This is a genomic window from Methylobacterium sp. 37f, assembly GCF_023093475.1.
GTDB lineage: Bacteria > Pseudomonadota > Alphaproteobacteria > Rhizobiales > Beijerinckiaceae > Methylobacterium.
In genome coordinates this window covers 12,636-35,521 of sequence record NZ_JAGHKN010000025.1, presented here as the reverse complement: position 1 = coordinate 35,521, position 22,886 = coordinate 12,636, and the positions used below count along the sequence as shown (strand labels likewise).

Below are 22,886 nucleotides of genomic sequence, written 5' to 3'. Positions count from 1 at the left end.
ACCTCATTCACAGGGAGAACGAGGTTCCGCAGCCACAGGAGGCGGTGGCCTGGGGATTCTCGATCTTGAAGGATTGCCCGATCAGGTCGTTCACGAAATCGATGGTCGCGCCGCTCATGTATTCCAGCGACATCGGGTCGACGAGGACGGTGGCACCGTCGCGCTCGATGGCGATATCGTCGGCAGCCCGCGCCTTCTCGATGTCGAAGGCGTAGGAGAAGCCCGAGCAGCCGCCGCCGTTCACGCTGATCCGCAGGGAGGCGCCGGGCGGCTCGGCGCCCATGATCTCGTTGATGCGCTTGGCGGCGCGGGGCGTCAGGGTGATGTCGGCCATCGGGGTGTTCTCGCGGGGTGGTCTCGAGATCCGCCGGCCGCCCCGGCCGATCGTGACCCGGACGACGTTGGAACAACTGCTATGCGATACAAGATATGCCGGGGACCCTGATGCTGCAACGCGGCGGGACGTCAGGACACCGGATGCGGAGCGACGGAGCGTGATGCAGGCGGATTCGACAGGGCAGGGCGAGGCGCCCCAACGGCGTGATGAGGCGCCGCAGCGGCGTGGCGAGCGCTGGCGCGCGCCCTATGCCACGGACCCGGCGGCCACGCGCGGGCGCCTGATCCCGGAGGCGATCTCCCCGACGCGCAGCGATTTCCAGCGCGACCGCGACCGGATCATCCATTCCTCGGCCTTCCGGCGCCTCAAGCACAAGACCCAGGTCTTCGTCCATCACGAGGGCGACCATTACCGGACGCGCCTGACCCACACCCTGGAGGTGAGCCAGATCGCTCGGGCTCTGGCCCGGGCGCTCGGCCTCGACGAGGATCTCGCCGAGGCGCTGGCCCTGAGTCACGACCTCGGCCACACCTGCTTCGGCCATACCGGGGAGGACAGCCTGGACGCCTGCATGGCGGACCATGGCGGCTTCGACCACAACGCCCAGGCCCTGCGCATCGTCACGCGGCTGGAGCGGCGCTACGCCGGCTTCGACGGGCTCAACCTCGCCTGGGAGACCCTGGAGGGCCTGGTCAAGCACAACGGCCCCCTGCTGGAGCCGGATGGCCGGCCGACCCGGCGCTGGATCGGCCGCGGCATCCCGGCGGCGATCCTCGAGTACAACGCCCTCAACGACCTCGAACTGGCGCGCTTCGCCGGCCCCGAGGCGCAGGCGGCGGCGCTCGCCGACGACATCGCCTACGACAGCCACGACCTCGACGACGGCCTGCGCGCCGGCCTGTTCGATCTCGCGGACCTCGCCGAGGTGCCGTTCCTAAGCGACCTGCTGACCGAGATCGACCGCCTCCATCCAAACCTCGAGTCCTCGCGAAAGATTCACGAGCTGGCGCGGCGGGTCATCACCCGCTTCGTCGAGGACGTGATCGCCGAGAGCACCCGGCGCATCGACGCCCTCAATCCGTCCTCGGTGGGCGACATCCGGGCGGCGCAGGCGCCGGTCATCGCCTTCTCGGAGGCGATCGCGGAGGCGGACGCGGCGATCAAGACCTTCCTGTTCGCGCGGATGTACCGCCACCCCGGCGTGCTCGCAGTGCGGGCCAAGGCCAACATCATCGTGGCCGACCTGTTCGGGCGCTTCACGGCCGAGCCCGGCGCGATGCCGGAGGAATGGTCGGCCGGGTTGGCGGAGCCGGGTCGCATCGCCCGCCGGGTCGCCGACTACATCGCCGGCATGACCGATACCTATGCGGCCCTCGCCCACAAGCGCCTCTTCGCGACGACGCCGGACCTGTCCTGGAGCCCGAACAGCCGCAGCCTGCCCCTCACCGAGGCGTAGGCAGCAGGACGGGACAGCACGGGGCGGCGCCCGGATCTCAGAGCGTCAGGCCCTCGTGGAACAGGTCGGGCGAGATCGGCAGCATGAACTGCACGCCGATACCGCCCTCGAAATGGCGCACCACCCGCCCGGGCGTACGCCCGACCATCAGGCTCACGCCGATCGCCGGGGTGCTGGCGGTGGTGAGCGCGACGCCCGACATCGAGATGTCGATGATCCGGGCCGCGACCTCGCGCCCGCTCTCCAGGCGCAGGACGACGCCCGTGACCAGGGGCGTGAGGCGCTCGTGGATGCGGCCCTCGGGCAGACCGAGGGTCTCGCGGTTGGCGAGCCAGGTGAGCTGCGAGGCGATCTTGTCGCGCTTGCGCGGCGTGGCGTTGAGCCGGACTGCGAAGCCCCCGGGAATCAGGCGCGCGATCGTCCCCTCGATTCGGCCGACATGCTCGAGATAGAGCACCACGCGCTCACCGAGCGCGCCCATGACGGCACAGGTCAGGCTGACCCCGCCCGGCGACATGTCGACGGTCTGGCAGGGATATTCCCGACGGTCGGCCAGCATGTAGCGCCCGAGTATCGAGACCTTGACGCGATGGTGCCGACGCAGGTCCGGACTGCGTCGATCCCGGGCCGACAGCCCGGCGGAACGTTCGACGTCCTCGATCATGATGGCGGGGCGACTCGCTTCGAGGATTCAAGCGGCTTCACGCTACCTGCCGATGGTTACCAAAGTTTTGTCGGATTATCCTTCCGCCGCTGGCCGGCCGCCTCGATCAGGCGCGTCCGCCCGGATGGACCAGGAGATGGCCGCGCCGCAACGGGGCGGAATCGTTGGCCGGCTCGGGCAGGTCGTCGAGGGTGGCCCTGGCATCCTGGTAGGCCGGCACGGTCTCGTGGCCGAGGATGCGCAGGGAGGTCGTGCGCATCCGGGTCAGGGGCCGTATCCCGAGCCAGTGCGGCACGCAGGTCGGGCTGAGCGCCCCGAGGATGCGGGTCTGGGTCTCACCATGGTGCCGCAGGGGCAGCAGCAGCAGTTCGAGATCGATGGTCTCGTCACGCTCCGTCAGACCCTGCAGGCCGGCCACCACCCCGACCGTGTCGAGAGCCACGGCCTCCACCAGCAGCCAGGGATCGGCGTCGGGCACGCCCCAGAGTCCGGCGAAATCCCGGCCCTTGAGTTCCCGTCCGAACAGGGCGCAGACATGGGTCCCGGCCAGCCGGACCGAGGCCGCGCCGCGGGCCATGTCGACCTCGAGGATCAGGCTGTCGGCCAGCAGGTTCCGGATCTCGCCGGGCTCGATCTCGCTGCGCTCCGGCGCGGCGCGCGCGTGACGCAGACGATCCCAGTAGGCGTGGAGCATGCGGCTGGTCGGATGCTTCATGAGATCCCACAATGGCACGGTCCGGCAAAGGACCTTCTCGAATTGGGCGGCTTCGGGAGCAATCTGGGATCGCCCGCGGAGTCTGTGCCGGGTCGGCGCAGAGTCTATGCCGATCAAGATCGACGCGCGCCCTTAACCTCTGATCAAGGTTAATGCGCAGGCCCGGTTGTCCACCGGCAAATTCAGGCTCGGTGTCCGGGTCGCGGCCCGGCGGACCTTCGTGTTCCTCACAATGGCCTTCGAGCACAGGGGGGCTGGTTTCGGGCGGGGCAGAGCGGTTTCGGGCATCGCAGGGTGGTTTCGGGCATCGCAGGACTTGCCGCGCCGTATCCGACCCCGACATGGTGGCCGCATGGATGCCACCCCCGACCTGCCGCCGCAGAACCGCGTTCCGATCTTCAACATGCCGGGCGTGGTCAGCGCGTCGATCGGCGTGCTCGTGGGCATCCATGCCCTGCGGGAGTTCGTATTGCCGGACACCTGGGACATCGCGGCGCTGATCGACCTCGCGCTGATCCCGGGCCGCTGGAGCGTGGCCCTCGATCCGGCCCGGGCCGAGGATCTCCTCCGGGCGGCCTCGACCCTGGCGGGAGACCCCGACGTGGTCGAGGCGCGGCAGGCCTTCGCCCGTTACGTGGTGGCGGACCCCGCCACCATGCCGTGGACCTTCGCCACCTACGCGCTGCTGCACGGCTCGTGGATGCACGTCATCTTCAACACCGTCTGGCTCGCCGCTTTCGGGGCACCGGTGGCCCGCCGCTACGGGGCCTGGCGCTACGGCCTGATCGGCCTGGTCGGCGCGGTGGCGGGCGGCATCCTCCACGTCCTCCTCGATCCCCTGAGCACCGCCCCCCTGATCGGCGCTTCGGCAGGCGTCTCCGCCCTGATGGCGGCAGCCGCGCGCTTCGTGTTCCAGCCGCCTCCCGTCTATGCCGGTGGCCCACCCTGGCAGCGGCCGGCCTTCGCCCCGCTCCAGACCATTCCGGAACTGATGCGCAACCGCACCGCGGTGGTGTTCCTGGTGATCTGGCTCGTCACCAACTTCCTGTTCGGAATCATCGCCCTGCCGCTTGGGGCCGAGGCGACGTCGGTCGCGTGGGACGCGCATCTCGGCGGCTTCCTCGCGGGCTTTTTCCTGCTGCCGCTGATCGACCGCGCCCGGCGCTGAGGGCAGCCCCTCCCGACCACCCCGGCGCCTTGAACTATCGTGCTATTTCCCTCCTCGATCCTGCGGGATCTTGCCAAGTGCGCACGCGGGCCACACTATCGCCATAGACCGAGCCGGGCACCCTGCCGCACAGGCCAAGCCCGGCATCCCTGCCCATCCGGCCCCCTGTCCATGGGGATATTCCGGGAAAGGACATGTCTATGACCGTTGCACGCATCCTCGCCGAGAAAGGCCGCTCCGTCGTGACGGTGGAGCCGCAGCGCAGTCTCGACGAGGCCATCCATCTCCTGGCCGAGAAGCGCATCGGCGCCGTCGTCGTCAGCGATGCGGATGGGGCCGTACGCGGCATCCTCTCCGAGCGCGACATCATGCGGGCGCTCGCCGCCAAGGGCGCCAACGCCCTGGACGCCCTGGTCTCCGAGCACATGACCGCCGACGTCACCACCTGCACCCGCGCCTGCAGCATTGAGGAGGTCATGCATCTCATGACCGAGGGCCGCTTCCGCCACGTGCCCGTGGTCGAGGAGGGGCGCCTGGCCGGGCTCATCTCCATCGGCGACGTGGTCAAGCGCCGGATCGAGGCCGTCGAGGCCGAACACCAGGCGATGCGCGACTACATCACCATGGCCTGATTTTCGGGCCTGATATCCGGGCGTAATTTCCAGGCCTGACCCGGAGCCCCGAGGCCGGTCAGGTCCGGGCGGCCGCCGCCGCCACGAGGCTGCGGATCTGCGGCAGGGCGGCGCGCGCCGCCTCGCGGCCGAGGGCGATTCCCTCGGCCGCGCGATGAAACTCGAACAGGCCCATCTCCGCCAGACGCGGCACGATGGCGATATCGGGCGGATCGCCGGCGAGGCGCGCCCGCGAGATCCGGTCCTGCGTGATGTTGAAGGCATCGAGCATCACCCGCGCCATGCCGGGCGTGGCGAGGCCGTGCGCCGACCCGGGGGCCTCGGCTGCGGCAGTCTGGGATCCGGCGGTCTGGGCGCGCGGTCCCGGACGGCGCAGGCCCCAGCGCCGCGGCCGGCGCGGGGCGGGCGCGACGACAGGCTCGGCCGCGATCCGGGCTGGGACCGCATCCCGCGGGTCGCCGGAGCGCGGGTCGCCGTTGAGGTTGACGCAGATCACCAGATCGGCCCCGAGCGCCCGCGCGATGCTCACCGGAACCGGATTGACCAGCGTCCCGTCGAGGAGGAGCCGGCCGCCGCAGCGCACCGGCGGAAAGATGCCCGGCAGGGCATAGGAGGCCCGCAGGGCCTCCACCAGACAGCCCCGGGTGAGCCAGACCTCCTCGCCGCTGTCGAGGTCGGTGGCCACGCTGGCGAAACGGATCGGAAGCCCCTCGATGCGACGGTCGGCGAGGTCGTGCTGGAGGCGCCGTCTCAGGCGGTCGCCCGCGATGAGGCCGGAGCGGAGCCGGAGATCGAGCAGCCCCATGACGCTGCGCCGGGTCAGCGACAGGGCGAAGCTCTTGAGAAGGCCGAGCTGGCCCGCCGCGTAGCAGCCGCCCACCACGGCGCCGATGGAGCAGCCCGCCACCACGACCGGGTGGATGCCGGCCTCCTCCAGCACCTCGATCACCCCGATCTGCGACCAGCCCCGGGCCGATCCGCCGCCGAGCGCGAGGCCGATGCGCGGCCCCGGAGCCTGCGGCGGGGTCACGGGCTCGACGGCACCGGGGGGAAAGCGCGGGCGCGCCGGCGCGATCCGCTGGACCTCGACCTGGGCCGAGCGCCCCGGGGAGAGGCCATCCCACATCATCGACACAGGATTCGGCAGGATGTGCGCAGGCGAGCCAGGACGTTTCGAGGCGGGATCATGCCGGGCAGGAACCTCGTCGAACAAACCGCGTCCAAGAAACCGGGTCGAAGAAACCGGGTCGAAGAAACCGCCTCGGGCTCAGGTGTCGGCGGGGCTCAGGACACCCTGTCCGGTCGCCGGATCGTGATCGACGCGGCGATAGAAACAGGCGCGCCGGCCGGTGTGGCAGCAGCCGCCATCCCCCCCGACATCGACGCGAATCAGCACGGCATCCTGGTCGCAATCGACCCGCATCTCGACGATGCGCTGGACCTGCCCGCTGGTGGCGCCCTTGTGCCAGAGTTCGCCGCGCGAACGCGACCAGTACCAGGCCTCGCCGGTCTCCAGGGTCCTGGCCAGCGATTCGGCGTTCATGTGGGCGAGCATCAGCACCTGCCCGTCGGTGGCATCGACGGCGATGCAGGAGACGAGGCCGTGGGCGTCGAACCGGGGGGTGAAGACGGCCCCCTCCTCGACCTCGGCCCGGGCGCCCGGGTTCGGGAAGGCGCTCGTTTTGGGGACGGCAGAGGTCATGAGGATCGGCTCAGGACTTGTTGCGCACGAGGGTGAGGAAGCGCACCTGCTCGTTGGCATCGTTGCGGAAGGCGCCCCGGAATTGGGTGGTGATGGTGGAGACGCCGGCCTTCTGGACGCCGCGCATCGCCATGCAGAGATGCTCGGCCTCGACCATCACGGCGATGCCGCGGGGTTTGAGGATGCTCTCGATCACGTCGGCGATCTGCGCCGTCATGGTCTCCTGGGTCTGCAGGCGGCGGGCGAAGGTGTCGACCACGCGGGCGAGCTTCGACAGGCCGACCACGCCCTTAGTCGGGTAATAGGCGATGTGCGCCAGCCCCATGAAGGGCACCATGTGGTGCTCGCAATGGGAATAGAACGGGATGTCGCGCACCAGAACGATGTCCGAATAGCCCTCAACCTCCTCGAAGACCCGCTCGAGGAGCGCGTCGGCATCCTGGGCGTAGCCGCCGAAGATCTGGCCATAGGCCTTCGCCACCCGGGCCGGGGTGTCGCGCAGGCCCTCGCGGTTCGGGTCGTCGCCGGCCCAGCGCAGCAGCGTGCGCACGGCGGCCTCGGCCTCTTCGCGGCTGGGACGGCCGGTGGCGATGGCGTCGGGCACCCGCTGGGCGGAGGCGGGCAGAGGCGCGATCTCGGGAGCGGGTTCGGGCGCAGGGGCTTGGCCGCGCGCGTTGTCGTTGCGCATGGCGTTGAGGGCGCCGTTCTGGCGGGTCGGTTCCATCCCGGATTCCTCCGTCTCGGTCAGGCGGTAGGAAAGGGACTTGAGCGCGGCATCCATGGCATCTTCCGCCCGGGCGATCCGGGTCGTCATCGGGTGGCTGTCAGGCTTTGCGTACATCGTCGAACCATGGGCCGTCGGGTAAGATGGACCGATGCCCGGACGGTGCCGCCTGTCGTGGCGCGACCCTGGCCGTGGGCGCGCCCCGGGTCGACGAGCCGCCTCCTCGCGAAACGGTGCGTGGGGGCCTATATCGTCGTTATCGCGCCGTCGCGCAATGCAGGCCGCGCGGATCAGATCTCCGGGATTGGAAGCCGGCTTCGCGCCCGGTCGTCCCGGCGGAACGGCCAGAGGATCGAAAGTCCATGCTCGACGACATCTACAACCGTCGCATTCTCGAACTGGCCGCCGATATCCCGCGTCTCGGCCGCCTGGACGCTCCGGATGCCAGCGCCACCGCGCATTCGAAGCTCTGCGGCTCCACCGTCACGGTGGACCTCGCGGTGCGGGACGGCACGGTCACCGACTTCGCGCACGAGGTGAAGGCCTGCGCTCTCGGCCAGGCCTCGTCCTCGCTGATGGCCCGCCACGTGGTCGGGGCGCGGGCGGAGGAGCTACGCGAGGTCCGCGCCGCGATGCGGCGGATGCTCAAGGAGGGCGGCCCCGCGCCCGGCGGCCCCTGGGCCGACTTCGCCGTGCTGGAGCCGGTGCGCGACTTCAAGGCTCGCCACGCCTCGACGCTGCTGACCTTCGACGCGGTGGTCGAGGCCCTCGACCGGATCGAGGCCGGCGCGGTGGCGGCCGAATAGCATGCGGCTCCGCCGCGTCGCCCACGGGGCGATCCGCGCCTATCAGCTCACCCTGTCGAGCCTGATCGGCCGCCAGTGCCGGCACTGGCCCTCGTGCTCGACCTACACCGACGAGGCGATCCAGCGGCACGGGCTCTGGGCAGGCGGCTGGATCGGGTTCGCCCGTATCTGCCGCTGCGGTCCCCTCGGCACCCACGGCATCGACTTGGTGCCGGAGTCCCTGCCGGCGCGCGCCACCGGATTGACCCCGTGGCGCTACGGCCGCTGGCGCGGCGTGAACGCGCCGCCCTCGCCGTTCGCCTGCGAGGCGATCGGGGAGGAGGCCGTGCCTACCCGACCTTCGTGATCCACTTCAGCAATACCAGCGTCCCCGTCACCGTGAGGGCGCCGCCGATGCGGGTGGCGATCTGGGCGAAGGGCATCAGCGCCATGCGGTTGGCGGCGGTGAGGATCGCCACGTCGCCGGTGCCGCCCTGGCCGCTGTGGCAGGCGTTCACGATCGCGGTCTCGATCGGATACATGCCGAGGCGGCGACCGACGAGGTAGCCCGTTCCCATCAGGGTGACGACGGTGGCCACGATGGTGATGAGGTTCGGAATCGTGAAGGCCGCCACCAGCTTGTCCCAGGGCGTCAGCGAGACGCCGATGGCGAAGAGCAGCGGGTAGGTCATGCCGACCTGCACGAATTTGTAGACGATGAAGCCACCGGCCTGGAGCCGGGGCGAGACCGCGCTGGCGAGCTTGGCCAGCACGGCCAGGAACAGCATCGCCACGGGGGCGGGCAGGCCGGTGAGGTGGTGGCACATCACGCCGAGCAGGTAGAGCGTCACCGCCGTGAGGCCGGCCGCCGCCACCGTGGCGGCGTCGATGGGGCCGGTCTCCACGGGCGCCCGCGCCTGCATGTCGTTCTCGGTGTCGGGTTGCAGGCGGCCCTCGCCGGTGAGATGCGGCTTGCGCTTGCCCACCCAGTTGAGGGTGCCGGCCAGGATGATCGCCGTGAGGCTGCCCAGCATCACGACCGGCAGCACCTGCGCGAAGACGTCGCCCTCGGGCAGGCCGAGGATGTTGCCGTAGCCGATGGAGAGCGGGATCGCGCCCTCGCCGACGCCGCCGGCCATGATGGGCACCACGATGAAGAAGAAGGTGTGGTGCGCCCCGAGCCCCAGCAGGGTGCCCACGAACGTGCCGACGCAGCCCGCCGCCAGGGACCCGAGCCCGAGGGGGACGAAGATCTTGAGGAAGCCCTTGATCAGCACCGTCCGGTCCATGCCCAGGATGCTGCCGACGATGATCGCCGCGATATAGAGATAGAGGAAGTTGGTGAACTTGGTGAAGTCGGTGATCGCCTTGACGATCGAGCCCGGGATCAGTTGGTAATAGACCAGCGCCGACGGGATGAAGGTGGCGAAGATCGCCCCCGCCCCGATCTGGCGCAGGACCGGCAGGCGCTTGCCGATCTCCGCGCAGGTGAAGCCGCCGAGGACCAGAACGGCGATCATCGTCGGCGCGTCGGCCTTGATCTCGCCCTCCGAGGTCAGCACCCAGAGCAGCGCCACCAGGATGAGGTAGACCGGCAGCGGGATGATGCCGATCTGCAGGTCGACGAGACGCCACCAGCCCTGCGGCCAGAATCGTGTCCCGGTCTGGACCCCCGGCAGGTGGGCCGTCGTGGTGATCGCAACGCCCTCGGGGTGCGCCGTCGGTACGGGGCTCGGCATGAACGTGTCTCCCGGCGAAAGCCCTTTTTGCCCCGAGGGGCCGGCTCTTGTCTGATTTTCTGGATTTCGTTGCTGGTCTCGACCGCGCTTAACGGAAGGCCATCCGTCAGCAGAAGTCGGCGCAAGCGGGCTTTGTCAATTGATCGGCCCGCACGACACCGCACGGGTGATTGAGGATCGCTGGCGATTGTCAGCGACCGGGACGGGAGCCGTGCGGGCCGGCGCCGGCCCGGCCTGGCGGTCCTGTCGGGGTCTCGTGCTCCCGGACGCGCGAATTCGCGTTCCTTCACGCCCGGAATAGGTCTAAACGGCCCGACGCGGCGCACCTTACGGGGCCCGCCCAGAACCTGCTTCCCCGATCCCGCTTGCCCGATCCCGCTGCCATCCCCCCATCAGCCATCTCTCCACCAGCCATCTCCCCACCAGCCATGCCCCGCTTACCTGCCGCGTACGCAGGAGTGAGCCTTCCAAGGAGCCTTCGGCCATGCCGACCCTGACCTTCCCCGACGGCAACACCCGCAGCTACGAGGCCGCGATCACCGGCCGCGCCGTCGTCGAGGGCATCGCCAAATCCCTGGCCAAGCGCACCGTCGCCATGGCGCTCGACGGCACCGTGCGCGACCTCGACGACCTCATCGCGCAGGACGCCCGCATCGAGTTCCTCGACCGCACCGACGCGCGCAGCCTCGAGCTGATCCGGCACGATTGCGCCCACGTGCTGGCGGAGGCGGTGCAGGCCCTGTGGCCGGGCACGCAGGTCACCATCGGGCCGGTGATCGAGAACGGGTTCTACTACGACTTCGCCCGGGACGAGCCGTTCACGCCCGAGGATTTTCCGAAGATCGAGGCGAAGATGCGCGAGCTCATCGCGCGCGACGCCCCCTTCACCAAGGAGGTCTGGAAGCGCGACGACATCCGCGCGCTCTTCGCCGAGAAGGGCGAGGCCTACAAGGTCGAACTCGTGGACGCGATCCCGCCCGGCGAGGACCTCAAGGTCTACCGCCAGGGCGATTGGTTCGACCTCTGCCGCGGCCCGCACATGACCTCGACCGGCAAGGTCGGCACCGCCTTCAAGCTGATGAAGGTGGCGGGCGCCTACTGGCGGGGCGATTCCAACAACCCGATGCTGACCCGCATCTACGGCACCGCCTGGGCCTCGAAGGAAGACCTCGACGCCTACCTGCACCGCCTGGAGGAGGCCGAGCGCCGCGACCACCGGCGCCTGGGGCGGGAGATGGACCTGTTCCACTTCCAGGAGGAGGGGCCGGGCGTCGTGTTCTGGCACGCCAAGGGCTGGACCGTGTTCCAGGAGCTGATCGCCTACATGCGCCGGCGCCTGCGCGGCGACTACCAGGAGGTCAACGCTCCCCAGATCCTCGACAAGGCCCTGTGGGAGACCTCCGGCCACTGGGGCTGGTATCGTGAAAACATGTTCGCGGCCCAGAGCGCCGGCGACGAGGCCGAGGACAAGCGCTGGTTCGCGCTCAAGCCCATGAACTGCCCCGGCCACGTGATGATCTTCAAGCACGGCCTGAAATCCTACCGCGACCTTCCCTTACGCATGGCCGAGTTCGGCGTGGTCCACCGCTACGAGCCCTCGGGCGCCATGCACGGCCTGATGCGGGTGCGCGGCTTCACCCAGGACGACGCCCACATCTTCTGCACCGAGGACCAACTCGCCGACGAGTGCCTGAAGATCAACGACCTGATCCTCTCCACCTATGCCGATTTCGGCTTCGGCGAGATCGTGGTGAAGCTCTCGACCCGGCCGGAGAAGCGGGTCGGCTCGGACGCGCTCTGGGACCATGCCGAGGAGGTGATGACGCGCGTCCTCTCTCAGATCGAGGAGCAGTCCGGCGGCCGGATCAGGACCGCGATCAACCCGGGGGAGGGCGCCTTCTACGGGCCGAAATTCGAATACGTGCTGCGCGACGCCATCGGGCGCGACTGGCAATGCGGCACGACGCAGGTCGACTTCAACCTGCCGGAGCGCTTCGGCGCCTTCTACGTCGATGCCGAGAGCGGCAAGAAGCCCCCGGTCATGGTCCACCGCGCCATCTGCGGCTCGCTGGAGCGCTTCACCGGAATTCTGATTGAGCATTTCGCCGGGCATTTCCCGCTCTGGCTGGCGCCCGTGCAGGTGGTGGTCGCCACCATCACGGGGGACGCCGACCCCTACGCCCGCGAGGTGGTCGCCGCCGCGACCCGTCTGGGCCTGCGGGTGGAGGCGGACCTGCGCAACGAGAAGATCAACTACAAGGTCCGCGAGCATTCGCTGGCCAAGGTGCCGGTGATGCTCGTCGTCGGCCGCAAGGAGGGCGAGGAGCGCACGGTCTCGGTGCGGCGCCTGGGCAGCCAGCACACCCGCACCGGCGGCCTCGACGAGACCCTGGCGGCCCTGGTGGCGGAGGCGACTGCGCCGGACCGCATCCGGGCGGATGCGGTGGCCGAGACCGTGCCGAGCGCGAACGTCGCCCTCGACGCCCAGCACGGCGAGGCGCCGACGCCGTAGCGTTTGTCAGGGATCAGGGGCAACCGGTTATCCCGATACGACAAACGAAAGCCTCGGAAGTCTGTCCGGCTCCCTCCGGCCCACGTTGTCCGGAGAGGCCCGGATCAGGTGGCGCAACTGGCCGCGTAGAGGGCCAGGATGCGCTGCATGGCCGCGTAATCCTGCGGCGTCGCCGGATTGCGCAGTTCCGGCCCGTCCGGAACGATACCGGCGATGCCCGCCGCGAGGTCGGCGACGAAGCGGCGGGGTCCGACCGGGTTGCCCATGCGGTTGGGGGTGTCGACCGCGCCGCAGACAGCCCCCGCGCGACCGGCGCGAAGCCCGCTGTAGCGGGCGGCGGCGGGATGTTTCAGCCCCTGGCCGAGCAGCGCGATCACCCGGCCGGTGATGTCCGGACCGATCTCCCGGTCGGAGCCGTCCGTGACCTCGGCGCGGGCCGGACTCATTGCCAGGAGCAGGGTGAGGGCGCCGATCGCCAGTCGCGTCATCCGTGCGATGTCCCTCCGGACGTTTCGCCTCAGCCGGCTTTGGCGAGGACCTCGACGTCGCGGTTCAGGCCGCTCTCGACCTTGAACTCGCGGGTGTAGACCTGCCCGTCGTGGCGGGCGATCAGAACGTAGTCGCCCTCCGCCAGGGTCACCTGCGGGAAGGCGCCGATGGCCTCGCGGATGGTGTCGCCGCCCGGCGTCAGCACGCTGAAGGCGGTGCCGGCGAAGGCCTCGGCGCCCTCGGCCGCCACCAGCTTCAGGGTCAGGGTGGCGGCCCGGTGGTTGAGGGTGGCGTCCGTGACCTTACCGTTCTCCACCTTGAGGTCGGCGCGCTGGATCGCGTTCGAGCCGCCATAGGTCGAGACCACGTGGTAGGTGCCCTCGGGCAGGCGCAGGAGTTCCCCGGCCTTGACGCCGCTGCGCACGAGGCGCCCCTCGGAATTCGTCCCGATCGGCACGAAGACCGAGAAGGCGAGCTGGTCGGCGCTGAGCTTCACGTCACCGATGGCGCCGGACAGCCTCAGTGCCCCGGCGCTGACCTTGAGCTGTTCGGCGACGGGCTGGCCCGCCATCGCGATGCGGCGCGAGGCGCTGGCATAGCCGTAGGTGACGGTGGCGACGTAACTGCCGGGCGGCAGGGTGAAACTCGGCTCGGCCGCCTCGGAGCGGGCGACGATGCCGGGCTTGGCCCCGTCCGGCCGGTCCTCGTAGATGCGCCAGGCCAGCCCCGAGCGCAGCGGCTTGTCGCCACCGGCGAACACCGCCGTCAGGTTCAGGGCCGCGCTCGCCATCTCGGGCAGCGGTGGCACGGACGGGTCCGACATCGAGGGGGAGGGGAGGTTGGGCCCGATGCGGTTGTGAAAGGCGTTGCCGTCCTGGGCGCCGGCGGGCAGCGCGGCGACGATCAGGAGGGCGCCGCTCAGAAGACCCCACCGGTTTCCAGCCCGTACCATCCGTCACTCCTCCGCGCCCGGCGCGGCGTTGCCAATCCGGCGCCGAGGCGCCATGTCTCGAATCGCGGCCCGAGCGGCGCCATCTCTCGATCCGTCATGAGGCGTCGCGCCCGGCGCCGGACCATGGCGGGGCCAAGATGGCGGCGGCAAGGCCAGAATCGCGTGTGCGCGGCGGCCCCGCCCCGTGGCCCCCGTTCCGTCCGGCGGATTTCACCACAAGGGTCCCATGAACGCCACCCTCGATCTCCTGCGCACCCGTCGCTCGGTTCCGCCGCTCCGCCTGGAGGAGCCCGGCCCGAATCCGGCCGAACTGGACACGATCCTCACCCTCGCGTCGCGGGTGCCGGACCATGGCAAGCTGGCGCCCTGGCGCTTCCTGGTGATCGCGGGCGAGGCCCGCACCCGCATCGGCGCCACCATCGCCGAGGCCTACGCCGCCGACCATCCGGAGGCCGACGCCGTCCGCCTCGACCTCGAGCGCAACCGCCTCGCGCTCGCCCCCCTGGTGGTGGCGGTGGTGTCGCGGGCCGGTCCGCACATCAAGATTCCCGAATGGGAGCAGGTGCTGTCGGCGGGTGCGGTCTCGATGAACCTCGTGGTCGCCGCCAACGCCGCGGGCTTCGCCACGGCCTGGCTGACCGAGTGGTTCGCCTACGACCGCCGCATCCTCGACGTTCTCGGCCTGGAACCCCGCGAGCGGCTCGCCGGCTTCATCCATATCGGGCGCCCGCAGGAGGTGCCGCCCGACCGGCCCCGGCCGGCGCTCGCCGACATCGTCACCCGGCTCTGAGGGCGCAGCCATGCATTACGACGCCGAGACCAAGGGCCTGCCCCACAACCCGCTGAAGGCCCTGGTGGCCCCGCGCCCCATCGGCTGGATCAGCGCGATGAACCGCGACGGCGCGGTGAACCTCGCGCCCTACTCGTACTTCAACGCGGTGGCGGCCGGCCCCGACATGGTCATGTTCTCCTCGTCCGGGCGCAAGGACGCCATGACCTTCGCGGAGGAGGGCGGCGAGTTTGTCTGCAACCTTGCGACCTACGACCTGCGCGAAGCGGTGAACGCCACCTCGGCGCCCCTGCCCCGCGGGGAGAGCGAATTCGCCTTCGCGGGCCTGACCCCGGCGCCATCGCGAAAGGTGCGTCCGCCCCGGGTCGCCGAATCGCCGGCCGCCCTGGAGTGCAAGTGGCTGCAGACCGTGCCGCTCACGCCGCTCGACGGCAGCGACGCCTCCCACTTCCTGGTGATCGGGCAGGTGGTCTCAATCTACATCGACGACCGCTTCATCCGCGACGGCCTCGTCGACACCGGCGCCATGCGGCCGCTCCTGCGCGGCGGCTATTTCGACTACTTCACGGCGGAATCGGAGACTCGGTTCGAGCTACGCCGGCCGGTGGGCGGGGGTGGGTAATACCTCTTCACCCCAAGAACATCCCGCTGATGGAAATACAGGTCGAGCGTGCAAACGGTCTGACAACACGCTGTCGTTGACTCATTAGCGATCGTCGAGGACGATGTTGGGTCTGCGGCCATAGGACTGGATCGTCAGCCGATGAAGCGGATCAACGTCCTAGGCAATTCCGGCAGCGGTAAGTCCACGTTCGCGCGCTTGATCGGTGAACGCTTGCAGATTCCGGTCGTTCATCTCGACCAGCTTTTTTGGGAGCCGGGCTGGCAACAGGCTGATGCGGATCTTTTTCGGCGGCGCGTCGCCAACGCCCTGAGCGGCGAGACTTGGATTTGTGAAGGCAACTATTCGAACCGAACGTTCGACCTGCGCGTTCCTGTCGCCGACCTCAATATCTGGCTTGAAACCCCTCGTCTGACCTGCGCCATTCGCATCCTGATCAGGAGCGCACGGCTCAAGGCCAGACCCGATCTGCCGGCGGGATGCGCGGAAGGCGACATTCGCAACGCGATCAATCTTGTTCGCTACGCGTGGCGCTTCGATGCCGCCCAGCGCGGCCGTGTGGATGCGGAATTGGCACGCTGGGTCGCCCCGAACCGCGTCGTGCACCTCAGAGACCGGAACCAGATCGCGCAGTTCCTCGGTGACCTCTAACGGCGTCCCTCAGCGGGCATGCCGGCGCCTCACCGCAAGCGCCGCCGCCCCACCCGCTCCGCGATGGCGATGCCGCCGATGACGAGGGCGAGCGCCAGGCCCTCGTGCCAGCGGAACGGCTCCCCCACGAGCAGGATGGCGAGCCCGGCCCCGAAGATCGGCACGAGGTTGACGAACAGGCCGGCCCGGTTCGGGCCGATCAGCTCGACGCCGCGCATGAAGGCGAGCTGCGCGAGGAGCGAGGGGCCGAGCGCCACGAACAGCACGATGGCCCAGCCCTTCGGCGTCGGCCAGATGGTGTGGCCGAGGGCCCATTCGGCGGCGAGCGGCGGCAGGGAGGTCACGAGGGCGGAGAGCGCCACCGCCGTGAAGAAGCTCAGGCCCGAGACCTTGGGCCTCCCGGCGAGCGCCACGGTGTAGCCGGCATAGAGCAGGCAGGCGAAAAGCATCAGCACGTCGCCCCGGTTGAACGCGAAGGTCGCCAGCACCCGCCAGTCGCCGTGGGTGGCCGCCACCACGGCGCCCGCCAGGGTGACGGCGACGCCGAGGACCTGTGCACCCGTCACCGTCACCCGGTGGACGCCGTAATTGATGAGGATGACCAGGACGGGGATCGCCCCCTGGAACAGGGCGATGTTGATACCGGTGGTGAACAGGCCGGCGGCGTAGAACAGGCTGGCATAGAGGGTGTACCCGCAGGCCCCCATCAGCAGCACGGAACGCCAGTGGGGTTTGAGCTGGCCCCACTCCGCCTTGAGCCCGGCCCGGGCCGGCAACGCCAGGGCGAGGCAGGCGAAGGCCCAGCGCAGGCAGGTGAGCACCTGGGGCGAGACCTCGCCGGCCGCCCACTTGCTCGCCACCACGTTGCCACCCCAGAGCAGCATCGTGAACACGAGGAGCGGGTAGGCCGTGGCCGCGGGCTCGGCCGCGCGTCCGGCGGGCGTCTCCGGGACGCACATGGGGCGGATCTCCCTGGGCTCGACCGGGCTCACGGCCGGCGACCGGGGGATAGCCCGCCCCGCCGCGCGGGGACAGGCCGTCCGGCGCAACGCCGCCATCGAAATCCGTCCGCGGCCGCCGCCCATTGATCAACAGGGGCCACAGCCGGAGCCAAGCGAGAAACCGGGGCCAAGCGAGAAACCGGGGCCAAGCGAGAAACCGGAGCCAAGCGAGAAACCGGGGCCAGGCGAGAAACCGGGGCCAGGCGAGAAACCGCAGCCAAGCGAGAAACCGCGCCCGAACCCATCCCCCGGTATCGATCGGCAGGCCGATTCCCTCTGCGGGTGAACACCGTTATGCCGGGCGGAACACAGCGGCGATACGACCGCGGATCAAGGGGGGAGGGCGAGACATCCGGTGACGTGGCGATCCCTCCTTCTCGTCGGCGTCCTGGCGGTCGGTCTCGGCGGCCTCGCCGTGTCGCCGCAGGGCGCCCTCCTCCTCGGCGAGCTGCGCGAGCGTCTCGAAGCCCTCCAGGCCCGCCCCGGGCCGGAGAAGCCCGCGCACCTGCCGGCCCAGCGCACCGCCGTGGAGGAGGGCCGCACCGTGGTGCGCCTCTCGGCCGCCGAGCGCGCCCGCATCGGCCTCGTCACCGAGGCCCGTCCCCTGGCCGCCCACCGGGAGGAGTTGCAGGCCTATGGCAGCGTCCTCGACCTCGCCCGGGTCACCGACTTGACCAATGCCTATGCCAGCGCCCGTGCCGCGCTCCAGACCGCCCAGGCCCGTGCGGACGTCTCGCGCAGCGCCCTGCAGCGGGCCAGGACCCTTGGCCCCTATGCCACCACCGTGCAGGTCGAGGCGGCCGGGGGCACCGCCCAGACCGACCAGGCGGCGCTGGCGGCCGCGGAATCGCAGGTGCGCACCCTCTCGGCCACCGCCCAGCAGGAATGGGGACCAGTGATCGGCCGGGCCATCGTCGAGCGCTCGGCCATCGTCACCCGGCTGATCGAGCGGACCGACTTCCTGGTCCAGGTCACCCTGCCGCCGGGGGAGTCGCTGAAGGGGCCGCCGGCCGCGGCCTTCGCCGAGGTGCCGCCCCAGAGCGCCCGGGTGGCCCTGGTCTACGTCTCGCCCGCCACCCGCACGGACCCGCGCATCCAGGGCCTGAGTTTCTTCTACACCGTGCCGGGCGACAGCGGCTTCCTGCCCGGCATGAGCATGCTAGCCTTCCTGGCGGCCGACCGCAGCGTCACGGGCCTGAGCGTGCCCGAGGACGCGGTGGTGCATTGGCAGGGGGCGGCCTGGATCTACCGGGCGGTCGGCCCCGACGCCTTCGCCCGCCACCGGCTGAAGGCCGACACGCCGATGTCGGCCGACGCCTACGTGGTGGAGGATCTGCCCGGCGGCACCGAGATCGTGCTCTCGGGGGCGCAGGCGCTCCTGTCCGAGGAGATGAAGAGCCAGCTGCAGGTCTCGGGCGGTGTCGATGACGATTGAGGCGCCGGGTTCCGGCCCCGAAGGACCCCGCGGCCCCCAGGCGGCGCTGGTCGCCTTCGCGGTGCGCTTTCGCGGCATCGTCCTGGCGCTCAGCCTGGCGCTGGCCGCCTACGGCTTCGTGGTGCTGGCGGATGCCCAGTACGACGTCTTCCCGGAATTCGCGCCCCCCTCCGTGGTGATCCAGACCGAGGCCCCCGGCCTCAACCCCGAGCAGGTCGAGGTGCTGGTGACCCAGCCGGTGGAGGTGGCGGTCAACGGCCTGCCGGGGGTGGTCTCCCTGCGCTCGAGTTCGATCCAGGGGCTGTCGGTGATCACCGTGACCTTCGGGGCCGGCAGCGACGTCTACCGGGTGCGCCAGCTCGTCACCGAGCGGCTGACCGCCCTGGCCGGCCGCCTGCCGCAAGGGGTGCTGCCGCCGGCGATGACGGCGCTCACCTCCGCCACCAGCACGGTGCTGCTGGTCGGCCTGACCACGCAGACGCGCTCCGACATGGACCTCCGGACGCTCGCCGACTGGACGGTCCGCCTGCGCCTGCTCGCCGTGCCGGGCGTCAGCCAGGTCTCGGTCTACGGCGGTGCGGTGCGCTCGCTGCAGGTGCAGATCCGCCCGAACGACCTCGTGCGCTTCAACATCGGGGTCAACGACGTGCTCGCCGCCGCGCGCAAGGCCACGGGCGTGCGCGGCGCCGGCTTCGTCGATACCCCGAACCAGCGCATCGCCCTCCAGACCGACGGCCAGTCGCTGAGCCCCGAGGCGGTCTCCCGCACCGTGCTGATCAACGAGGGCGGGGCCAGCGTGACCCTGGCCGACGTCGCCACCGTGGTCGCCACCGGTGAGCCGGCGATCTCCGCCGCCCTGGTCGACGGCCGGCCCGGCGTGCTCCTCATGGTGGGCGCTCAGTACGGCGCCAACACCCGGGCGGTCACCGCCCGGGTCGAGGCGGCCCTGGAGGACCTGCGCCCTTCCCTGACGCGCGACGGCGTGACCCTGCACGCCGACCTGTTCCGCCCGGCCAACTTCATCACCATCGCCAACGGCAACGTGCTCCAGGCCCTCGGGCTCGGCGGCATCCTGGTGATCGTGGTGCTGTTCGTCTTCCTGTACGACTGGCGCACCGCCGTGATCTCGGCGCTGGCGATCCCGCTCTCGCTCATCGCCGCCGTGGTGGCGCTCCAGGCGCTCGGCGAGAGCCTCAACACCATGACGCTGGGCGGTCTCGCCATCGCCATCGGCGAGGTGGTGGACGACGCGGTGATCGGCGTCGAGAACGTGGTCCGGCGCCTGCGCGAGAACCGCCGCCTCGGCGGCCCGCGGCCCGAGGGGAGGGTGGTCCTCGACGCCATCCTGGAGGTGCGTACGGCGGTCGCTTACGCCACCATCGCGGTGCTACTGGTGTTCCTGCCGGTGCTCGCGCTCTCCGGCATCGCCGGCCGGCTGTTCGGCCCCCTGAGCCTCGCCTACATCCTCGCGGTGGTGGCCTCGCTCGCCGTCGCCCTCACGGTGACCCCGGCGCTGGCGATGGGCTTGCTCACCGGGCGCCGCGAGGCCGATACGCGCGATCCGCCGGTGATGCGCGTCGCGCGGCGCAGCTATGCCCGCCTGCTGACCCGGATCGACCGCTTCCCGCGCCTCGTCATCGCCTGCGGCCTCCTCGTCACCCTGTCGGGCGCCGCGGTCGTGCCGTTCTTCGGCTCGACCTTCCTGCCCGATCTCAAGGAGGGCCACCTGATCCTGCACCTGGCGGCCGCGCCCGGCACCGCGCTGCAGGAATCCATGCGGCTCGGCAGCCGCATCACCGCCGAACTGAAGGCGATCCCGGGCATCCGGGCGGTGGCGTCGCAGATCGGTCGGGCCGAAGCCGGCCAGGACACCGCCGGCACCCATTACAGCGAGATCCACATCGACCTCGAACCCGGCCTCGACGGGGCGGGGCAGGGGGCGGCCGAGGCCCGCATCCGGGCCGTGATGGCGGGCTTTCCCGGCGCCGCCTTCTCGCTCAAGACGTTCCTCACCGAGCGCATCGAGGAAACGGTCTCGGGCTTCACCGCCCCGGTGGTGATCAACGTCTTCGGAAACGATCTCGGGGCGATCGAGACGGCCGCCCGCGACATCGCCCGCGAACTCGCCGAGGTGCGGGGCGCGGCGGATATCCAGCAGAGTTCTCCCGCCGGCCTCCCCCAGGTCAATGTCGGCCTGCGGCCCAACGACCTGCGCCACTGGGGGCTCTCGGCCGTCGAGGTGATGGAGGTGGTGCGCACCGCCTACCAGGGCGACATCGTCGGCCAGACCTATGCGGGCAACGCGGTGTTCAACGTCCTGGTCATCCTCGATTCGGCCACGCGCGGACGGCTCTCGTCCTTGAGCGACCTGCCCTTGCGCGGCTCCGGCGGCCGGGTGGTGCGCCTCGCCCAGGTGGCGGACATCTACGAGACCTCCGGTCGCTACCAGGTGCAGCATGAGGGCGCGCAGCGGGTCCAGGCGGTCACCGCCAACGTCACGGGCCGCGACGTCGCCGGCTTCGTCGCGGATGCCAAGCGCAAGATCGCCCGCGAGGTGGCCCTGCCCCCCGGCACCTACGTGAGCTTCGCCGGCTCGGCCGAGGCGCAGGCGCGGGCCAGGCGCGACCTCCTGGTCTATTCGGGGCTGGCCGGCCTCGGCATCGTGCTGCTGCTGGCCATCGTCACGGGAAGCCTGCGCAACCTGATGCTGGTGCTGGTCAACCTGCCCTTTGCCTTCGTGGGCGGGGTGCTGGCCGTCTTCGCCACCGGCGCGGTCCTGTCGCTCGGCTCGATCGTCGGCTTCGTCACCCTGTTCGGGATCTCCCTGCGCAACACCATCATGATGATCGCCCATTACGAGCACCTCGTGGTGGAGGAGGGGCAGGCCTGGAACCGGGACACCGCGGTACTCGGGGCCGCCGACCGGATGGTGCCGATCCTGATGACGTCCCTGGTCACCGGCCTCGGCCTCCTACCCCTGGCGCTGGGGGCCGGCGAGCCCGGCCGCGAGATCGAGGGTCCGATGGCCATCGTCATCCTCGGCGGCCTCGCCACCTCGACGGTGCTCAACCTCCTGATCCTGCCGACCTTGAGCTTACGCTTCGCGCGCTTCGGCACGGCGCGGGGCAGGGCGCTCGAACCGGTTGCCTGAAACGCCCTCGCCCGGGGCGACCCGGACGGTACGGCGGCGTAGACCAGGGTGCCGGGACCAGGGCGCCGGATCTCGGACCGGACAGCGGCCGGACAACCGTCCCGGACCCGGGTTCAGAGCCTCGTTCCCGACCCCATGAATGCCGTTCGCATAAGATATATTATGGAACCTGCCCAGCGAGAATCAGGGCAGGGGGCTCGTGCTGACGAAAGGTTCACCGCTTTCCGACACCCGGTCTTCACGCAATCTCGACACCGGCGATTCACGTCATCTGCAGATCACAGTCCGGCCGGCAGGATCTCGGGACTCAATCGCTGGCGGATGTCACAATTCCCCCTCATAATACATGATACCGGACGCTATCCCGGCGGGTGCCCGTCCGAATCCATTCTCTTCCGAAGCGAACGCGATGCCGATTCCCGCACGCCCCTCCGCAGCCCTGACCCTGGCCCTGATGGCCCTCGGGTCCGTTGCGGTCGCCCTCGGACATCCGGCCCGGGCCGAGCCGGCTCCCGTCCCGAACGAACAGACCGATCCCGAGCGGTTGGCCCTGGTCCAGACGCCTGCAGCCGTCGCGCCGCCCATGACCGTGACGCGCGCGGCGATCCCGCGCCGGACCCTGGCCCGCCTCCCCCGTCTCGCCAGCCTCATCGCCCAGGGCCAGCCCATCCGGATCGTGGCCTTCGGCTCCTCCTCGACCGAGGGCTCCGGCGCCTCCTCGCCGAGCACCACCTACCCGGCGCAGCTTCAGCGCGATCTCGAGGCCCGGCTGAGCGGGATGGGAGCCGCCCATTCCGCCGTCACGGTGCTCAACCGGGGCGTGGGCGGCGACGATTCGGAGGCCATGGCGCGCCGCCTGGAGCGCGACGTGCTCGCCGACAAGCCGGACCTCGTGATCTGGCAGACCGGCAGCAACGACCCGATGAGCGGCGTCAGTGTCGCGCGCTTCTCCGAACTGACCCGCGCCGGCATCCAGGCCATGCGCGCCACCGGCGCCGACGTGGTGCTGATGGACCAGCAATGGTGCAAGAAGCTCTCGACCACCGACGGGGCCGAGGCCTACGGCGTCGCCCTCCACGCCATCGCCACCGAGCTCAACGTGCCGGTGATCCGCCGCAATGCCCTGATGCGCGCCTGGGCCGCCCAGGGCCTGCTGACGCCGACTCAGATGATCGGCCCCGATGGTCTGCACATGACCGATGCGGGCTACGATCGCCTGGCCCAGGCCGCCACCGCGCAGATCCTCGTCAATGCGGGCCTGCCGCAGGACGCGAGCACCCGGAACTGAGGGCGAGACCCCACCGCTACGGCCGAAGAGGCTTCGACAGGAGGTCAGGGCCGTCGCTGGGGGCAGGGAGGTG

At 70.3% G+C, this 22,886-nt stretch carries 22 protein-coding genes; 12 read left to right on the top strand and 10 right to left on the bottom strand.

Features of this window, described 5'->3' with window-relative positions:
- Positions 1-7: 7 nt before the first annotated feature.
- Positions 8-334: an iron-sulfur cluster insertion protein ErpA gene (gene erpA, locus J7U37_RS16515; RefSeq protein WP_056185457.1), complete on the bottom strand. Its 327-nt coding sequence runs from the start codon at positions 332-334 to the stop codon at positions 8-10.
- A gap of 163 nt (positions 335-497) precedes the next feature.
- On the opposite strand from erpA, the gene J7U37_RS16510 reads away from it, so the two are divergent.
- The gene (locus J7U37_RS16510) at positions 498-1,793 is read left to right on the top strand and encodes a deoxyguanosinetriphosphate triphosphohydrolase (RefSeq protein WP_247636416.1); all 1,296 of its coding nucleotides are present in this window, start codon (positions 498-500) and stop codon (positions 1,791-1,793) included.
- 37 nt (positions 1,794-1,830) lie between these two features.
- Here the strand turns inward: J7U37_RS16510 and J7U37_RS16505 are convergent, their stop codons facing one another.
- Both J7U37_RS16505 and J7U37_RS16500 read right to left on the bottom strand, forming a co-directional pair.
- Positions 1,831-2,457, bottom strand: coding sequence for a PilZ domain-containing protein (locus tag J7U37_RS16505; protein ID WP_247636415.1), 627 nt, complete (start codon positions 2,455-2,457; stop codon positions 1,831-1,833).
- Between the two features lie 106 nt (positions 2,458-2,563).
- On the bottom strand, positions 2,564-3,172 hold the full coding sequence (locus J7U37_RS16500) for a PAS domain-containing protein (RefSeq protein WP_056487098.1): 609 nt from the start codon (positions 3,170-3,172) through the stop codon (positions 2,564-2,566).
- A 352-nt stretch (positions 3,173-3,524) separates the two neighbouring features.
- Between J7U37_RS16500 and J7U37_RS16495 the strand changes: the two genes are divergently transcribed.
- Positions 3,525-4,340: a rhomboid family intramembrane serine protease gene (locus J7U37_RS16495; RefSeq protein WP_247636414.1), complete on the top strand. Its 816-nt coding sequence runs from the start codon at positions 3,525-3,527 to the stop codon at positions 4,338-4,340.
- Between the two features lie 200 nt (positions 4,341-4,540).
- A complete protein-coding gene (locus J7U37_RS16490; protein WP_056185470.1) occupies positions 4,541-4,972 on the top strand; it encodes a CBS domain-containing protein in 432 nt (143 codons plus the stop codon).
- Positions 4,973-5,030: 58 nt separating this feature from the next.
- Here J7U37_RS16490 and J7U37_RS16485 read toward each other — a convergent pair whose 3' ends face one another.
- The 3 genes from J7U37_RS16485 to folE all read right to left on the bottom strand — a co-directional run bounded on the left by J7U37_RS16485 (position 5,031) and on the right by folE (position 7,515).
- Positions 5,031-6,098, bottom strand: coding sequence for a patatin-like phospholipase family protein (locus tag J7U37_RS16485; RefSeq protein WP_247636438.1), 1,068 nt, complete (start codon positions 6,096-6,098; stop codon positions 5,031-5,033).
- Positions 6,099-6,239: 141 nt separating this feature from the next.
- Positions 6,240-6,674: a phosphoribosyl-AMP cyclohydrolase gene (gene hisI / locus J7U37_RS16480; protein WP_056185473.1), complete on the bottom strand. Its 435-nt coding sequence runs from the start codon at positions 6,672-6,674 to the stop codon at positions 6,240-6,242.
- A 10-nt stretch (positions 6,675-6,684) separates the two neighbouring features.
- A complete protein-coding gene (gene folE, locus J7U37_RS16475; protein ID WP_056185477.1) occupies positions 6,685-7,515 on the bottom strand; it encodes a GTP cyclohydrolase I FolE in 831 nt (276 codons plus the stop codon).
- A gap of 245 nt (positions 7,516-7,760) precedes the next feature.
- Between folE and J7U37_RS16470 the strand changes: the two genes are divergently transcribed.
- On the top strand, positions 7,761-8,204 hold the full coding sequence (locus J7U37_RS16470) for an iron-sulfur cluster assembly scaffold protein (RefSeq protein WP_056185479.1): 444 nt from the start codon (positions 7,761-7,763) through the stop codon (positions 8,202-8,204).
- Between the two features lies 1 nt (position 8,205).
- Positions 8,206-8,550 carry a membrane protein insertion efficiency factor YidD gene (gene yidD / locus J7U37_RS16465; protein WP_056185482.1) on the top strand — a complete coding sequence of 115 codons (345 nt, stop codon included), beginning with the start codon at positions 8,206-8,208 and terminating at the stop codon, positions 8,548-8,550.
- Here yidD and J7U37_RS16460 read toward each other — a convergent pair.
- Complete coding sequence (locus J7U37_RS16460) at positions 8,534-9,922, bottom strand: 2-hydroxycarboxylate transporter family protein (protein ID WP_247636413.1); 1,389 nt, start codon at positions 9,920-9,922, stop codon at positions 8,534-8,536. The two genes, yidD and J7U37_RS16460, sit on opposite strands and share 17 nt — an antisense overlap.
- Positions 9,923-10,406: 484 nt before the next feature.
- Between J7U37_RS16460 and thrS the strand changes: the two genes are divergently transcribed.
- Positions 10,407-12,434, top strand: coding sequence for a threonine--tRNA ligase (thrS, locus tag J7U37_RS16455; protein ID WP_056185484.1), 2,028 nt, complete (start codon positions 10,407-10,409; stop codon positions 12,432-12,434).
- A 104-nt stretch (positions 12,435-12,538) separates the two neighbouring features.
- On the opposite strand, the gene J7U37_RS16450 is transcribed toward thrS, so the two are convergent.
- Positions 12,539-12,922: a hypothetical protein gene (locus tag J7U37_RS16450; protein WP_247636412.1), complete on the bottom strand. Its 384-nt coding sequence runs from the start codon at positions 12,920-12,922 to the stop codon at positions 12,539-12,541.
- Between the two features lie 29 nt (positions 12,923-12,951).
- A complete protein-coding gene (locus tag J7U37_RS16445) occupies positions 12,952-13,875 on the bottom strand; it encodes a hypothetical protein (protein WP_056185490.1) in 924 nt (307 codons plus the stop codon).
- A 226-nt stretch (positions 13,876-14,101) separates the two neighbouring features.
- On the opposite strand from J7U37_RS16445, the gene J7U37_RS16440 reads away from it, so the two are divergent.
- The 3 genes from J7U37_RS16440 (at position 14,102) to J7U37_RS16430 (ending at position 15,938) form a co-directional block, all read left to right on the top strand.
- Positions 14,102-14,665 carry a nitroreductase gene (locus J7U37_RS16440; RefSeq protein ID WP_056185493.1) on the top strand — a complete coding sequence of 188 codons (564 nt, stop codon included), beginning with the start codon at positions 14,102-14,104 and terminating at the stop codon, positions 14,663-14,665.
- 10 nt (positions 14,666-14,675) lie between these two features.
- Positions 14,676-15,287, top strand: coding sequence for a flavin reductase family protein (locus tag J7U37_RS16435; protein ID WP_247636411.1), 612 nt, complete (start codon positions 14,676-14,678; stop codon positions 15,285-15,287).
- A 141-nt stretch (positions 15,288-15,428) separates the two neighbouring features.
- Complete coding sequence (locus tag J7U37_RS16430) at positions 15,429-15,938, top strand: AAA family ATPase (protein WP_247636410.1); 510 nt, start codon at positions 15,429-15,431, stop codon at positions 15,936-15,938.
- A 29-nt stretch (positions 15,939-15,967) separates the two neighbouring features.
- Here J7U37_RS16430 and J7U37_RS16425 read toward each other — a convergent pair whose 3' ends face one another.
- Positions 15,968-16,897, bottom strand: a complete 930-nt coding sequence (locus J7U37_RS16425) for a DMT family transporter (protein WP_056487119.1) — start codon at positions 16,895-16,897, stop codon at positions 15,968-15,970.
- 397 nt (positions 16,898-17,294) lie between these two features.
- On the opposite strand from J7U37_RS16425, the gene J7U37_RS16420 reads away from it, so the two are divergent.
- The 3 genes from J7U37_RS16420 (at position 17,295) to J7U37_RS16410 (ending at position 22,813) form a co-directional block, all read left to right on the top strand.
- Positions 17,295-18,374, top strand: coding sequence for an efflux RND transporter periplasmic adaptor subunit (locus tag J7U37_RS16420; RefSeq protein WP_247636409.1), 1,080 nt, complete (start codon positions 17,295-17,297; stop codon positions 18,372-18,374).
- Entirely contained in the window at positions 18,364-21,525 is a 3,162-nt protein-coding gene (locus J7U37_RS16415; protein ID WP_247636408.1) for an efflux RND transporter permease subunit, read from the top strand. Before J7U37_RS16420 ends, J7U37_RS16415 begins: the two co-directional genes overlap by 11 nt.
- A gap of 409 nt (positions 21,526-21,934) precedes the next feature.
- Positions 21,935-22,813: an SGNH/GDSL hydrolase family protein gene (locus J7U37_RS16410; RefSeq protein ID WP_247636407.1), complete on the top strand. Its 879-nt coding sequence runs from the start codon at positions 21,935-21,937 to the stop codon at positions 22,811-22,813.
- Positions 22,814-22,886 lie beyond the last annotated feature (73 nt).

What these genes read in the sequence shown, in the direction of transcription:
- erpA (WP_056185457.1), bottom strand. Translation starts at nt 334, where the DNA reads ATGGCCGACATCACCCTGACGCCCCGCGCCGCCAAGCGCATCAACGAG.
- J7U37_RS16510 (WP_247636416.1), top strand. Translation starts at nt 498, where the DNA reads ATGCAGGCGGATTCGACAGGGCAGGGCGAGGCGCCCCAACGGCGTGAT.
- J7U37_RS16505 (WP_247636415.1), bottom strand. Translation starts at nt 2,457, where the DNA reads ATGATCGAGGACGTCGAACGTTCCGCCGGGCTGTCGGCCCGGGATCGA.
- J7U37_RS16500 (WP_056487098.1), bottom strand. Translation starts at nt 3,172, where the DNA reads ATGAAGCATCCGACCAGCCGCATGCTCCACGCCTACTGGGATCGTCTG.
- J7U37_RS16495 (WP_247636414.1), top strand. Translation starts at nt 3,525, where the DNA reads ATGGATGCCACCCCCGACCTGCCGCCGCAGAACCGCGTTCCGATCTTC.
- J7U37_RS16490 (WP_056185470.1), top strand. Translation starts at nt 4,541, where the DNA reads ATGACCGTTGCACGCATCCTCGCCGAGAAAGGCCGCTCCGTCGTGACG.
- J7U37_RS16485 (WP_247636438.1), bottom strand. Translation starts at nt 6,098, where the DNA reads ATGTGGGATGGCCTCTCCCCGGGGCGCTCGGCCCAGGTCGAGGTCCAG.
- hisI (WP_056185473.1), bottom strand. Translation starts at nt 6,674, where the DNA reads ATGACCTCTGCCGTCCCCAAAACGAGCGCCTTCCCGAACCCGGGCGCC.
- folE (WP_056185477.1), bottom strand. Translation starts at nt 7,515, where the DNA reads ATGTACGCAAAGCCTGACAGCCACCCGATGACGACCCGGATCGCCCGG.
- J7U37_RS16470 (WP_056185479.1), top strand. Translation starts at nt 7,761, where the DNA reads ATGCTCGACGACATCTACAACCGTCGCATTCTCGAACTGGCCGCCGAT.
- yidD (WP_056185482.1), top strand. Translation starts at nt 8,206, where the DNA reads ATGCGGCTCCGCCGCGTCGCCCACGGGGCGATCCGCGCCTATCAGCTC.
- J7U37_RS16460 (WP_247636413.1), bottom strand. Translation starts at nt 9,922, where the DNA reads ATGCCGAGCCCCGTACCGACGGCGCACCCCGAGGGCGTTGCGATCACC.
- thrS (WP_056185484.1), top strand. Translation starts at nt 10,407, where the DNA reads ATGCCGACCCTGACCTTCCCCGACGGCAACACCCGCAGCTACGAGGCC.
- J7U37_RS16450 (WP_247636412.1), bottom strand. Translation starts at nt 12,922, where the DNA reads ATGACGCGACTGGCGATCGGCGCCCTCACCCTGCTCCTGGCAATGAGT.
- J7U37_RS16445 (WP_056185490.1), bottom strand. Translation starts at nt 13,875, where the DNA reads ATGGTACGGGCTGGAAACCGGTGGGGTCTTCTGAGCGGCGCCCTCCTG.
- J7U37_RS16440 (WP_056185493.1), top strand. Translation starts at nt 14,102, where the DNA reads ATGAACGCCACCCTCGATCTCCTGCGCACCCGTCGCTCGGTTCCGCCG.
- J7U37_RS16435 (WP_247636411.1), top strand. Translation starts at nt 14,676, where the DNA reads ATGCATTACGACGCCGAGACCAAGGGCCTGCCCCACAACCCGCTGAAG.
- J7U37_RS16430 (WP_247636410.1), top strand. Translation starts at nt 15,429, where the DNA reads ATGAAGCGGATCAACGTCCTAGGCAATTCCGGCAGCGGTAAGTCCACG.
- J7U37_RS16425 (WP_056487119.1), bottom strand. Translation starts at nt 16,897, where the DNA reads ATGTGCGTCCCGGAGACGCCCGCCGGACGCGCGGCCGAGCCCGCGGCC.
- J7U37_RS16415 (WP_247636408.1), top strand. Translation starts at nt 18,364, where the DNA reads ATGACGATTGAGGCGCCGGGTTCCGGCCCCGAAGGACCCCGCGGCCCC.
- J7U37_RS16410 (WP_247636407.1), top strand. Translation starts at nt 21,935, where the DNA reads ATGCCGATTCCCGCACGCCCCTCCGCAGCCCTGACCCTGGCCCTGATG.